At 42.2% G+C, this 13,434-nt stretch carries 9 protein-coding genes; 5 read left to right on the forward strand and 4 right to left on the reverse strand.

The genetic code is table 11. From position 1 onward, the window contains the following. Positions 1 to 53: 53 nt before the first annotated feature. A complete protein-coding gene (gene gnd, locus Q5076_RS09315; protein WP_303012670.1) occupies positions 54 to 1,529 on the reverse strand; it encodes a decarboxylating NADP(+)-dependent phosphogluconate dehydrogenase in 1,476 nt (491 codons plus the stop codon). Positions 1,530 to 1,639: 110 nt separating this feature from the next. Here gnd and Q5076_RS09320 point away from each other — a divergent pair, with 110 nt between their 5' ends. The 5 genes from Q5076_RS09320 to Q5076_RS09340 all read left to right on the forward strand — a co-directional run bounded on the left by Q5076_RS09320 (position 1,640) and on the right by Q5076_RS09340 (position 8,199). Next, the gene (locus Q5076_RS09320) at positions 1,640 to 2,818 is read left to right on the forward strand and encodes a dicarboxylate/amino acid:cation symporter (protein WP_303012671.1); all 1,179 of its coding nucleotides are present in this window, start codon (positions 1,640 to 1,642) and stop codon (positions 2,816 to 2,818) included. An 84-nt stretch (positions 2,819 to 2,902) separates the two neighbouring features. Next, positions 2,903 to 3,973 carry a GDP-mannose 4,6-dehydratase gene (gene gmd / locus Q5076_RS09325; RefSeq protein WP_303012673.1) on the forward strand — a complete coding sequence of 357 codons (1,071 nt, stop codon included), beginning with the start codon at positions 2,903 to 2,905 and terminating at the stop codon, positions 3,971 to 3,973. Positions 3,974 to 4,058: 85 nt separating this feature from the next. Beyond that, positions 4,059 to 5,129 (forward strand): GDP-L-fucose synthase, encoded by a 1,071-nt coding sequence (locus Q5076_RS09330; RefSeq protein WP_303012675.1) that lies wholly within the window; start codon positions 4,059 to 4,061, stop codon positions 5,127 to 5,129. Positions 5,130 to 5,333: 204 nt separating this feature from the next. After that, the gene (locus tag Q5076_RS09335; protein ID WP_303012676.1) at positions 5,334 to 6,992 is read left to right on the forward strand and encodes a long-chain fatty acid--CoA ligase; all 1,659 of its coding nucleotides are present in this window, start codon (positions 5,334 to 5,336) and stop codon (positions 6,990 to 6,992) included. A gap of 58 nt (positions 6,993 to 7,050) precedes the next feature. Then, positions 7,051 to 8,199 carry a hypothetical protein gene (locus Q5076_RS09340; RefSeq protein WP_303012677.1) on the forward strand — a complete coding sequence of 383 codons (1,149 nt, stop codon included), beginning with the start codon at positions 7,051 to 7,053 and terminating at the stop codon, positions 8,197 to 8,199. Positions 8,200 to 8,481: 282 nt separating this feature from the next. Here Q5076_RS09340 and Q5076_RS09345 read toward each other — a convergent pair whose 3' ends face one another. From Q5076_RS09345 to Q5076_RS09355, 3 genes are all read right to left on the reverse strand, one after another. Then, a complete protein-coding gene (locus Q5076_RS09345; protein ID WP_303012678.1) occupies positions 8,482 to 10,476 on the reverse strand; it encodes a fructose-1,6-bisphosphatase in 1,995 nt (664 codons plus the stop codon). A 142-nt stretch (positions 10,477 to 10,618) separates the two neighbouring features. Further along, the gene (locus Q5076_RS09350; protein ID WP_303012679.1) at positions 10,619 to 12,283 is read right to left on the reverse strand and encodes a putative transporter; all 1,665 of its coding nucleotides are present in this window, start codon (positions 12,281 to 12,283) and stop codon (positions 10,619 to 10,621) included. A 238-nt stretch (positions 12,284 to 12,521) separates the two neighbouring features. Then, on the reverse strand, positions 12,522 to 12,965 hold the full coding sequence (locus Q5076_RS09355) for a hypothetical protein (RefSeq protein ID WP_303012681.1): 444 nt from the start codon (positions 12,963 to 12,965) through the stop codon (positions 12,522 to 12,524). Positions 12,966 to 13,434: the final 469 nt, after the last annotated feature.

The following is a 13,434-nucleotide window of genomic DNA, read 5'->3' on the forward strand; positions in this document are numbered from 1 at the left end:
TTCTATCAATTATAAGTTACTAAACACAAAATACTCCATCTTCTAATCCGTCATTAAACATTATATGTTCCCGACTGGGTATCTCCTCCGTGCCCCGTCCAGTTTTCATGGAAGAACTGTCCGCGCTGTTCATCTCTCCGTTCAAAAGTATGGGCACCGAAATAATCACGCTGCGCCTGTATAAGATTGGCGGGCAAATCGGCGGAAGTGAACGAATAGAAATAATTTAAGGCAGAAGAGAAAGCCGGAACAGGCAACCCTTCTTTTATCGCACCCGCAACAAGACTTTTCCATCCGGGAAGCAATGTCTTTATCTCTTCACGGAAATAAGGAGCCAGCAACAAATGTTCAGGTTTGCCGGCAGTTTCAAAGGCGGAAGCGATGTCATTCAGGAATATACTGCGAATGATGCATCCGCCCCGCCACATACGAGCAATGGAGGCTAAATCAAGATGCCAGCCAAAAACGTCGGAAGCACGCTGTAATACTGCAAATCCTTGGGCATAAGAGACGAGTTTGGAAGCGTAAAGGGCAGAAAATATATTCTTTACATATTTCACCTTATTATATACAGATTGCGCATGCGGGCACGGGAATTGCCCGGAAGCCAGATGGCGCAGATTTTTCTGTGCGGAAAGGCTGCGTTCAAATACTGCCGTGGCAATCAGTCCCAAAGGCATGCCAAGCTCCATTGCATTGATAACCGACCATTTACCGGTTCCTTTCTGCCCGGCAGTATCCAGAATTTTATCAATCAAATATCCTCCTGACAAATCTTTATGCCGCAGAATATCGGCAGTAATCTCAACCAAATAACTACGAAGCTTATCTTCATTCCAACGGGTAAACACATCTGCCATCTCTTCATTGTCCAAATCAAGCAATTTTTTCATTACCCAATAGGCCTCAGCTATCAGTTGCATATCACCGTACTCGATGCCATTGTGAATCATTTTCACGAAATGACCGGAACCGGCCGGTCCCACCCAATCGCAACAAGGAGTTCCGTCCGGTGCTTTTGCCGCAATGCTCTGAAGAACAGGTTTCACTTCATGCCATGCTTTTTCCGACCCTCCGGGCATGATGGAAGCACCGTTCAACGCTCCCTCTTCACCTCCGGACACACCGCTGCCGATGAAAAGAAATCCTTTCGATTCGGACAAGCTGACACGACGGGCAGTATCTTCATAATTGGAATTGCCTCCGTCAATAAGAATGTCTCCGGGTGAAAGTAACGGGAAAAGCTGGTCCATCAGTTCATCTACCGGACTTCCGGCACGGACCATCATCATGATTTTACGAGGAGTGGCTATCGAATCGACAAATGACTTTATATCCGTAAATCCTTCAATGTTCTTGTTTTTTGCACGGCCGTTTATAAAACGCTCCACAACCCCTTCTTCCACTCCGGGAACAGTCCGGTTGTAGACTGAGACATGCCATCCCTTACTCTCTATGTTCAATGCGAGATTCTCACCCATCACAGCCAAGCCGATTAGCCCGATATCTGTTTTATTCTGATTTGCCATAGTTTGTATATTTGAAATATCGTTTATCTTAGTAACATTTGAAAAGAGCATTTGTTCGTTATATTTAGATTAAAATATTATTTTTGTACTCTATACAAATAAAAACGAGAATGAAAAAGGTCAAAATCGGGCTACTGCCGCGCATCATTATCGCTATCATATTGGGAATTGCCATCGGTACGGTCTTCCCTGCTCCATTGGTACGGATATTTGTTACTTTCAATGGTGTTTTCGGCGAATTTCTCAATTTCTCTATCCCACTGATAATTGTAGGACTAGTGACTGTAGCGATTGCCGATATCGGTAAAGGGGCGGGGAAAATGTTACTTGTCACCACCCTGATTGCCTATTCCGCCACTTTGTTCTCCGGCTTTCTATCCTATTTTACAGGAATCACGATATTCCCGTCACTCATCGAACCGGGTGTGCCACTCGAAGAAGTAAGTGAGGCACAAGGTATCCTGCCTTATTTTTCCGTCTCTATTCCACCCCTAATGAATGTCATGACAGCATTGGTATTTGCATTCGTCGTAGGTCTGGGGCTGGCTTCGTTGCATAGTGACGCATTAAAAAACGTTGCACGGGATTTTCAGGAAATCATCGTACGCATGATTAGCGCGGTAATTTTGCCGTTGCTTCCGCTCTATATTTTTGGAATCTTTCTGAATATGACTCATTCCGGTCAGGTATATTCCATCTTAATGGTATTCATTAAAATCATCGGAGTAATATTCATCCTGCACATCTTCCTGTTAGTATTCCAATATTCCATAGCCGCATTATTCGTACACAAGAATCCGTTTAAGTTACTTGCCAAAATGATGCCTGCATATTTTACGGCGTTAGGCACGCAATCTTCGGCAGCGACTATCCCGGTCACACTGGAGCAGACAAAGAAAAACGGAGTGTCCGCCGGTATCGCTGGTTTCGTGATTCCGTTATGCGCAACCATTCACTTGTCAGGCAGTACACTGAAAATCGTGGCTTGCGCATTGGCGCTGATGATGATGCAGGGAATGCCGTTCGATTTGTCTCTGTTTGCGGGATTTATCTTCATGTTGGGAATCACCATGATAGCCGCGCCGGGTGTTCCGGGAGGAGCAATCATGGCATCATTGGGAATCCTGCAGTCCATACTAGGTTTTGATGAATCGGCACAGGCGCTAATGATTGCCCTTTACATTGCTATGGATAGTTTCGGTACGGCTTGTAATGTAACGGGAGACGGTGCTATCGCCTTGATTATCGATAAAATAATGGGCAAGAACCGTGCTGAAAAACTGTGCTGAAAAATAAATAGGATACAGGTTGCAGGAGTCATCGAAAATAGCGACATTTGCCCTGTAATTATTTCAAATAAACGATTAAAATATATGAGAAAAGCCCTAATATCAGGCATCACGGGGCAGGATGGCTCTTATCTTGCCGAGTTTCTTTTGCAAAAAGGCTATGAAGTCCACGGTATTCTCCGCCGTTCCTCTTCATTCAATACAGGACGTATCGAACATTTATATTTTGATGAATGGGTACGTGACATGAAACAAAAACGTACAATCAATCTGCATTACGGGGACATGACAGATTCCAGTTCCCTGATTCGTATCATCCAGCAGGTGCAACCCGATGAAATTTATAACTTGGCAGCTCAAAGCCATGTAAAAGTTTCATTTGATGTTCCGGAATACACTGCCGAAGCCGATGCCATCGGTACGTTGCGCATGCTTGAAGCCGTACGTATTCTGGGATTGGAAAAGAAAACCCGCATTTACCAGGCTTCTACCTCCGAACTTTTCGGTAAAGTACAGGAAGTGCCACAAAAAGAAACAACACCGTTCTATCCTCGTTCTCCATACGGGGTGGCCAAACAATACGGTTTTTGGATTACTAAAAACTACCGTGAGAGTTATGGAATGTTCGCCGTAAACGGTATCCTTTTTAATCATGAAAGCGAACGCCGGGGCGAAACGTTCGTAACCCGTAAGATAACTTTTGCCGCCGCCCGTATCGCACAGGGTGAACAGGACAAATTGTATCTGGGTAACCTGAATGCACGCCGTGACTGGGGATATGCCAAAGATTATGTAGAATGCATGTGGTTGATGCTGCAACATGACGTACCGGAAGATTTCGTTATCGCTACGGGAGAAATGCACACAGTCCGCGAATTCGCAACGCTGGCTTTCAGGGAAGCAGGTATCGAACTCCGTTGGGAAGGTGAAGGCGTAAATGAGAAAGGTGTTGACGCTGTTACCGGAAAGACGTTGGTAGAAGTCGATTCCAAATATTTCCGACCGGCGGAAGTAGAACAGTTGCTAGGCGACCCTACCAAAGCAAAAACATTGCTGGGCTGGAATCCCCGTAAGACTTCATTTGAAGAGTTGGTAAGCATTATGGTCCGCCATGATATGGAGAAGGTGAGACGCATGATTGCAAACAAACATTAAACAGTTCCCATGTACACTGAGGAAACTACGAGAAAATCTCTTATCATTTCTCTATTTCCTCTGTGCCGAATCTAAAAAAGGAAGAATGGAAAAGAATGCGAAAATATACGTAGCAGGACATCACGGTCTCGTCGGCTCTGCTATCTGGAGAAATTTGCAGGAGAAAGGATATACCCGTCTTATAGGCCGTACACATAAAGAACTCGATTTGCTGGACGGTGTGGCTGTCCGCCGTTTTTTCGACGAAGAACAGCCGGAGTATGTATTCCTTGCCGCCGCTTTTGTAGGAGGTATCATGGCAAACAGTATTTACCGCGCTGACTTTATTTACAAGAACCTGCAAATCCAACAAAATGTCATCGGAGAGAGTTTCCGTCATAATGTAAAAAAATTGCTTTTTCTCGGCAGTACATGTATTTATCCGCGTGACGCCGAACAACCGATGAAAGAGGAGGCATTGCTTACTTCTCCGTTGGAATATACCAATGAGCCGTATGCCATCGCAAAAATAGCGGGTCTGAAAATGTGTGAAAGTTTTAACTTACAATATGGCACGAACTACATCGCGGTGATGCCGACCAACCTTTACGGACCGAACGACAACTTCGATTTGGAACGCAGCCACGTATTACCTGCTATGATTCGCAAGATTCATTTAGGACATTGTCTGAAAGAAAACAATTGGGAGGCTGTTCGTAAAGATATGGACTTACGTCCTGTAGAAGGTATAAACGGGGACAGCCCGAAGAAGGAAATCCTGGCTATCTTAAATAAATACGGTATCAGTGATACGCAGGTGACATTATGGGGTACAGGCACTCCCCTTCGTGAATTCCTATGGAGTGAAGAGATGGCAGATGCCAGTGTATTTGTTATGGAGCACGTAAACTTCAAGGATATTTGCAAAGAAGGCTGTAAGGAGGTTCGCAACTGTCATATCAATATCGGGACGGGAAAAGAAATTACAATCCGCCAACTTGCCGAATACATCGCTAAAACGGTCGGTTATCAAGGTAAACTGACTTTCGACAGCAATAAACCGGACGGTACAATGCGCAAGTTGACCGACCCTTCCAAATTGCACGCTTTGGGATGGCACCACAAAATCGATATTGAGGAAGGTGTACGAAAGATGTACGAATGGTACTTGAAATAAAGAATAAAACTGACCTACCAATATGCTATTAGCATAATTATTTTAGAGATGAAGATAATTTATCCGGCTAATAGCATATTTCATACCTGCTACCGATTAATTTTCCTTCCTTACCTCCGTTTCCAAAAATTCTTCATAGTTAATTCTTCATTCTTAATTTAATTGCTATATTTGCACAATTTAATACCAAATGTGCAAAAAACAATGGAACAAAGTTTTATAGCTTACATTGAAAACAGTATCAAGAACAACTGGGACTTGGATGCCCTGACAGATTACAAGGGAGCCACCCTTCAGTATAAAGATGTAGCCCGCAAAATCGAAAAACTCCATATAATTTTTGAAGAAAGTGGAATACGTAAAGGAGATAAGATTGCCGTATGCGGAAGAAACAGTTCCCATTGGGGGGTAACTTTCCTCGCGACGTTGACATACGGAGCAGTAATTGTTCCCATTCTTCATGAGTTTAAAGCAGATAACGTACATAATATCGTCAATCATTCCGAAGCCAAGCTCTTATTTGTAGGGGATATGGTTTGGGAAAACCTGAATGAAGCGGCAATGCCGTTACTGGAAGGTATTCTGATGATGAACGACTTTACTCTGCTGGTATCCCGTAGCGAACGGCTGACTCATGCACGTGAACATCTCAATGAAATGTTCGGTAAGAAATATCCGAAAAATTTCCGTAAAGAACATATTGAATACCATAAAGATAAACCCGAAGAACTGGCTGTTATCAATTATACTTCCGGAACAACCAGCTATTCAAAGGGAGTCATGCTCCCTTACCGCAGTTTGTGGTCGAATACTAAATTCGCTTTCGAGGTACTGGAACTGGAAGCCGGGGATAAAATCGTATCCATGCTGCCTATGGCACACATGTACGGACTGGCTTTCGAATTCCTTTACGAATTTTCCGTCGGCTGCCACATTTATTTCCTCACCCGCATGCCGAGTCCGAAAATTATTTTCCAGGCATTCGAAGAAGTTAAGCCGAGTTTGATTATAGCAGTACCGTTGATTATCGAAAAGATTATCAAGAAAAGTGTACTTCCTAAATTGGAAACTCCGGCTATGAAAATCTTATTAAAGGTTCCCATTATCAATGATAAAATCAAAGCGACCGTACGTGAAGAAATGATTAAGGCCTTTGGCGGAAATTTCAAAGAAATTATCGTCGGAGGGGCGGCATTCAACCAAGAGGTGGAGCAGTTCCTGAAAATGATTGATTTCCCATACACGGTGGGATATGGAATGACGGAATGCGGACCAATCATCTGCTACGAGGATTGGAGGCGGTTCAAGCCGGGTTCATGTGGAAAAGCCGCACCGCGTATGGATGTGCGTGTCCTTTCTCCCGACCCGGAACATATAGTCGGCGAGATTGTCTGCAAAGGACCGAATGTGATGCTGGGATATTACAAGAATGAAGAAGCGACACAGGAAGTGATAGATAAAGACGGTTGGTTGCATACAGGCGACCTTGCATTAATGGATGCCGAAGGCAATGTGACTATTAAAGGACGCAGCAAGAATTTATTGCTCAGCGCCAGCGGACAAAATATCTATCCGGAAGAAATAGAAGATAAATTAAATAACTTGCCTTACGTGGCTGAAAGCATAATCGTACAGCAAAATGAAAAACTTGTCGGACTTGTTTACCCTGATTTCGACGATGCTTTCGCCCACGGACTGAACAATGAGGATATCGAACGGGTTATGGAAGAAAACCGGGTAACATTGAATACCATGTTACCGGCGTACAGCCAGATTTCAAAAATGAAGATTTATCCGGAAGAATTTGAGAAAACGCCGAAAAAGAGTATCAAACGATATTTATATCAAGAAGCGAAAGGATAGAATTCGGTTTCAGCATCTTTTTTCACTCGAATCAAGAAAAATGAAAATATATATAAGAATGAAAATAAGAATAACAATACTCACGGCAGCTATTCTCATGGCTGCCGTTTGTTTGCCGGCACAGAATAAGAGTGCGGGTATCAATATCTCCATTTGGAAAGACATATGTACGCAACCGTATGACAGTACACAGACAACTTATGTAAATATCGGTTTCTTATCTACATTAAACCGCCTCAACGGAGTCGGCATCAATGCATTGGGAAGCGTAATACATGGTGATATGAACGGCGTACAGATTACCGGGCTCGCTAATCTGGCAGGAGGAACGATGAGGGGAGTGCAAATTGCAGGTATCAGTAATATTAGCGGCAACAATACCATAGGGCTTTCTACTGCCGGCTTAGTGAATATTACCGGTGACGGGACAAAAGGAGTAATTATCGGTGGCCTTACCAACATAGGAGGAGACAACACGTCAGGAATAATGATGAGCGGTTTCATGAATGTGACGGGTAATATGGCTTCCGGATGCCAGCTTTCCGGTGCGGCTAATATCACAGGAGAGAGTTTTAACGGGGTGGTAACCTCCGGTCTTCTGAATGTGGTCGGTAAAGATATGAATGGTTTGCAAATTGCAGGTATCGCTAACATTACTGCCGATAAATTGAACGGCTTACAGGTAGCTTTGTGCAATTATGCGACCCAGGCCCGCGGTTTACAAATCGGTCTGGTCAATTATTACAGGGAAGAAATGAAAGGATTACAACTCGGACTCGTGAATGCCAATCCCGACACGAAGGTGCAAATGATGATATACGGCGGCAATGTTACTCCTGCCAATATCGGCGTGCGCTTTAAAAATCAGTTGTTTTATACAATCCTGGGAGTAGGTTCCATGTATCAAAACCTGGACGGCAAGTTTTCCGCCAATGTATCCTATCGTGCCGGATTATCCCTTCCTGTGTATAAGGGACTCTCTGTCAGCGGAGATATCGGATATCAGCATATAGAAGCTTTTGACAATAAAAATGAAATAATCCCCCGTCGCCTTTATGCACTACAGGCCCGTATAAATCTGGAATACCAGTTTGCACCGAAATTCGGTATTTTCGCGACAGGCGGTTATGGCTTAACCAGATTCTATCATAAATCCGGTAATTATGATAAAGGTGCGATTGTTGAAGCCGGGATTGTCCTTTTCTAATCTGTTTCATCACAGAGTGATATGGTTTTTATAGGAGAGGTATTCTTTAATGATAATCCAACCATTGCCTTCCTGTAAAAAAGATATAAGGCTACTGATTCATTGCGAGTAAGTTGCCTTATATCTTTTATTTTATGAGTATCTCTCTATCCCCAAATAGAAGAAATAAAAAATGAAGAGCAAATAACCGTAAAAGGAACTTACTCTTCATTCGAATCTCAAAATGTGGAATTCACTGAATCCCTAAAAAAATCCGTATTAATCTGTAGTGAAACGAAGTAACTACACCTTTTCTTTAATCAACCCGGTACGATAGGCCACAAGCAATTTCTTCAAGTCCTGAATTTGTGTCACAAGCTCTTTTCCTTTATCGGTATCTTTCACCATCATACGCTGTGAATTAAATTCAAGAACAAAATTAGTAGACTTAATGTCCAATCCTTCTTCGATTGCCTTCTGACGTGACTGAAACGGCTCATGCTGTACAAGTTGCATGCCATGAGAATGATAAACAAGAGTATATCCTGCAATACCCGTCTCCGGCTGGTAAGCTTTTGAGAATCCGCCGTCTATAACGAAAAGCTTGCCGTTAGCTTTCATCGGTTGTTCACCTTTTATCGTTTTTACCGGCACATGACCATTGATTATATGAGAATGAGGACCGGAAGCACCAAACTCTTCCAAGATTTTATCACAAATATCCTCCCGGTCACGTAATGTATAATAATATCCTTTTTTCTCTTTATGCAGCTCTTTGTCTTCTACAAAATAACGCTCAAAAGTTGCCATTTTGTCCTTATCGAACAAAGGAGCCTCCGGACCACACCACATATACCAGATATAATCCATAGCAAACTCCTTATCTTCTTCACCTTCTTCATCAAAATAGGCGGTACGAATCAACTGGTCGGCTTTATCCAGCAACTTACGCCCCCAATATTCCTTGCCACGTATCTTAACGTGTTTAAAACTGCCATCCTCATTCAAAGGAACAGAAGCATGGTACAGAAGATTCGAATTAGAAACCAGATACATCCCACCATACGTAAACAGGCAGCGCATATGCTTCTTCAATTTCTCACTATTCATAAACGAATAATGAATCTTATCTACCAATTCACGTTCTTCATCCGTCAGGCGGTAAGGGTCGGCAGGATTTACCGTCGGGAAGTTCGTATCACGCAGAGCATATTCTTTCCCCTCATATACAAAAACGCCACGTTCGAAATCTATCTTTTCCAAAAGCTTCCGATTTGCCATTCCAAATTCAGGACGACGGTCAATAATCTCAGCTTCCAGCTTGAACTGGATAATGGTAATCGCTTTATGCATCTGAGTAATCAGACGCAGAGTTTTCTCATTATAATGAGTATCGGCAAAATTCATTTTCGGCATAAAAATCGTACAAGGATCATCAGCATAAGTATCCATTGCAAAAGTTGCCAACGGAAGCAGATTGATTCCATAACCGTCTTCAAGCGTTCCCAAATTGCCGTAACGCATAGACATGCGAATCACATTGGCAATGCAACTGTCATTGCCGGAAGCAGCCCCCATCCAAAGAATATCATGGTTTCCCCATTGAATATCAAAATTATGATAATTGCATAAAGTATCCATGATAATATGCGCACCGGGTCCACGGTCATAAATATCCCCTACGATATGAAGAGAATCAATTGTCAGCCGTTGAATCAGGTTACACATTGCAATGATAAAATCATCCGCCCGCTTTGTAGATATAATTGTACTGATAATTACATTGATATAAGCATGTTTATTCGGCTCAATGGAAGATTCATGCAACAATTCCTGAATGATATAGGAGAACTCGGACGGTAATGATTTACGAACTTTAGAACGGGTGTATTTGGAAGAAACATTCTGGCATACCTTCACCAATTGGTTTAAAGTAATCAGATACCAGTCGTCCAAATCTTTTTCGCGTGCCTTCACCAATTGAAGTTTCTCTTCAGGATAGTAAATCAGTGTGCAGAGTTCTTTTTTCTCCGCCTCACGAAGAGTATTACCGAATATCTCGGCTACTTTGCGCTTTACCGCACCGGAGGCATTTTTCAGTACATGTTGAAAAGCCTCATATTCGCCATGTACATCTGTCAGAAAATGTTCAGTTCCTTTAGGCAGATTCAGTATAGCCTCCAGATTAATAATTTCCGTACTTGCATCGGCAATAGTAGGAAAACTTCGGGAAAGTAGCTGGAGGTAACGGAGATCACCCATAATACTTTCAGGAGTTATGTTACTTTGAGCAGTCATTTTATATGCTATTTTATCATTTACCACTTACACTTATTTATCGGCAGATTCCAATTTATTATCTTTCTCCCAACTTCAATAGCCGGATTAGTCGCAATAAATATAGTACTTTTCATGCAATCTGCCTATTATTTTTCAAAATTCAATTCAACAAGAACATTAACAGTACTTGTGCGATAATCACTCGCAAAAACATACACAACGGATAAACCGTAGCATAAGCGACCGAAGGATTGTCACCCAGTATCGTATCATTCGCATAATTCAGCGCCATCGGATTTGCCATACTCCCGCATAACATTCCGGAGACACTGCCAAAATCTATTTTCATTACCTTAAAGGCTAAAATTCCGACCAACACTGTCGGAATAATCGTTAATCCCGCTCCCAAGGCAATCCACAACAGCCCTTCCGGACGGAATACCGTATCAAAAAAATGGGCTCCGGCATCCAGCCCCAAACAAGCCAAATACATGGAAAGCCCTAAAGCGCGCAACATCAGATTTGCACTACGGGTAGTATAAGTAATCATGTGTATCCGCGGTCCGAATGTTCCTAAAAGGATACCCACGATAATTGGTCCACCGGCCAATCCCAACATTACCGGACTACTGACACCCGGAATGGAGAACGGGATAGCTCCCAACGCCAATCCCAAAACAATGCCGATAAATATTACAACAAGGTTCGGTTCTTTCAAACTCTTCACTGCATTTCCTAATACTTTCTCTACATTCTGAATAGCAGCGGCCTCCCCTACCACTGTCAAGCGGTCGCCCAGTTGAAGCACCAATCCCGGAGTAGCGAGCAATTGCACACCCGAACGATAAACACGGCTGATATTAATGCCGTAATGATTTCTCAAACGAAGCGAACCGAGTTTCTTTCCATTCAGTTCGGGACGGGTTACAACAATACGTTGTGAAATAAGTTCACTGTCAATAGCATTCCAGTCAATATCTTCCTTATTCCAATCCGTGTTTTCCTGTTCTCCAAAAAGAACAGTCAAGGCCAGAGCATCTTTTTCTGCCGTAATGACAAGCAAGCGGTCACCTTCTTTCAATACTTTGTCAGAAGTCGGGATGCTGACATGCCCGTCACGCCACAAACGGGAAATAACAAACTTCGGGTAGCTCATGTGAGCTATATCTTTGATACTTTTATTAAAAATAGCCGGATTATGCACCTGGAATGCCGCAATATAAGTTTTGTTCGCATCGTCTTTCTCTTTTATCTCCAAATCTTCCTTACGAACCAATAGTTTACGGATAAGTAACACGGCAAGAATTACTCCGACTACTCCCATCGGATATGCAACGGCACATCCCAAAGCCGGAGTACTGCTATTCATTCCCATTTGTTTTAATGTCTGCTGGGCAGCACCCAATGCCGGCGTATTCGTCGTTGCTCCACAAAGGATACCAACCATATCAGGAAGCGATACTCCCGTTACATAACTGGCAACTACTGTTAATAAGGTTCCCAAAAGTATTACTCCCAGTCCCAATAGATTCAATGTCACACCACCTTTTCGGAAAGAACTGAAAAAACCCGGACCGACTTGCAACCCTAAAGAATAAACAAAGATAACCAAACCGAAACTTTCTGCATAATTCAACATTTGCGAATCAACCGAAAGCCCTAAATGCCCGGCCAGAATACCTGCAAAAAAAACGAAAGTGACTCCCAAGGAGACCCCCCAGAAATGTATTCTTCCCAATCCCAGACCTATTGCAGAAATCAATGAAAGAACCACAACAGCCTGTAAGGCCGAATGTTCAAGAAATAGACCAGATAACCATTCCATGTATATAATAAACTAATAGGGCGCAAAGATAAAAACTATTTAGTCCCGTTCAAAACTTTTAAGCTTTCATTTCGTGCCCTATTTATACCCAAATTTTGTATCCTGAAACTTCACCGGCAATCTTTTACCTTTTTACTTGCCGTTCCGCTATGAATGCCCGGCATATTCTTGTCTTTTCCTTTCTACTTTCTTTTTACCTGTACCTTCTTAATTATCATTCCATCACTCGCTTTACTACTTATCTTCCCATAAATTCCACATAGTTGTTTCGTCCGTCCAAATAACCGGTCAGTCTGTTTCCTCCAAGATACACATCGTCTAAATAGGAAACATCGTTCGGACCGTAAGACATCCGGATGGATGTCTGTGCATAATTTTCCCAACTCCAACGAAATCCATACTCGTATTCATCTACAATCCCGTTTGGATACTCCACCCGTATATAATCAATCCCTGTACGGTCCAAGAAGAAATCCAGTTCCTGCCGGCAACGATTACCGTCCATATCCCAATAGTAACTCACCCATGTGCGGCTACACAATTCCGATGAACGGGCATAGTATCCGCCGCCAATATTATCATCATCATAAAAGCTGTCAATTTCCACTTCACAAGAAACAAGGCTAACCATCATCACAGCCATTAAGGTTAAACTGAAGTATTTGAACACATTCGTTTTCATAATTCCTTTATTTTTTTATGATTTGCCATTTTATATCATTTATCTTTCGATGGAACAAAAGTAAAAAATGATTTTTCCCCATAAAACTGAAAACTCCTACTTATAGGGAGGAAATTACCTATTTATAGGAGGAAATTCCTTCATCCCTTTATAAATCCCTTTCAAAAATATCTTAGAGAGACATGCAAGCAAGAAAAATATTTCAAATATATACCATATCTTTAAAGAGAGGAATCAATATTTTTGAGACTGTCATCTGGAATATACGTAATAGAGACATAAGAAGTACGGCATTCAAACACACAAGAGATAAAAATCTTAATAAAGATTGAATAAAAGGAATCAACCTTTAATCAATGTTACAAAGTACCTTTTTCTTCTTATTTTATTTGTGAAGTTATCCAATATATGTATATTTGCAATGTGTTTTTCATAGTATTAGATTTAAGGTTAACAAAAGATTGGCTGT

Origin of the sequence: uncultured Bacteroides sp. (assembly GCF_958445495.1) — a bacterium.
Taxonomy (GTDB): Bacteria; Bacteroidota; Bacteroidia; order Bacteroidales; family Bacteroidaceae; genus Bacteroides.

Coding starts and splice junctions, on each gene's coding strand:
- gnd (WP_303012670.1), bottom strand. CDS start 1,529: ATGGCAAATCAGAATAAAACAGATATCGGGCTAATCGGCTTGGCTGTG.
- Q5076_RS09320 (WP_303012671.1), top strand. CDS start 1,640: ATGAAAAAGGTCAAAATCGGGCTACTGCCGCGCATCATTATCGCTATC.
- gmd (WP_303012673.1), top strand. CDS start 2,903: ATGAGAAAAGCCCTAATATCAGGCATCACGGGGCAGGATGGCTCTTAT.
- Q5076_RS09330 (WP_303012675.1), top strand. CDS start 4,059: ATGGAAAAGAATGCGAAAATATACGTAGCAGGACATCACGGTCTCGTC.
- Q5076_RS09335 (WP_303012676.1), top strand. CDS start 5,334: ATGGAACAAAGTTTTATAGCTTACATTGAAAACAGTATCAAGAACAAC.
- Q5076_RS09340 (WP_303012677.1), top strand. CDS start 7,051: ATGAAAATAAGAATAACAATACTCACGGCAGCTATTCTCATGGCTGCC.
- Q5076_RS09345 (WP_303012678.1), bottom strand. CDS start 10,476: ATGACTGCTCAAAGTAACATAACTCCTGAAAGTATTATGGGTGATCTC.
- Q5076_RS09350 (WP_303012679.1), bottom strand. CDS start 12,283: ATGGAATGGTTATCTGGTCTATTTCTTGAACATTCGGCCTTACAGGCT.
- Q5076_RS09355 (WP_303012681.1), bottom strand. CDS start 12,965: ATGAAAACGAATGTGTTCAAATACTTCAGTTTAACCTTAATGGCTGTG.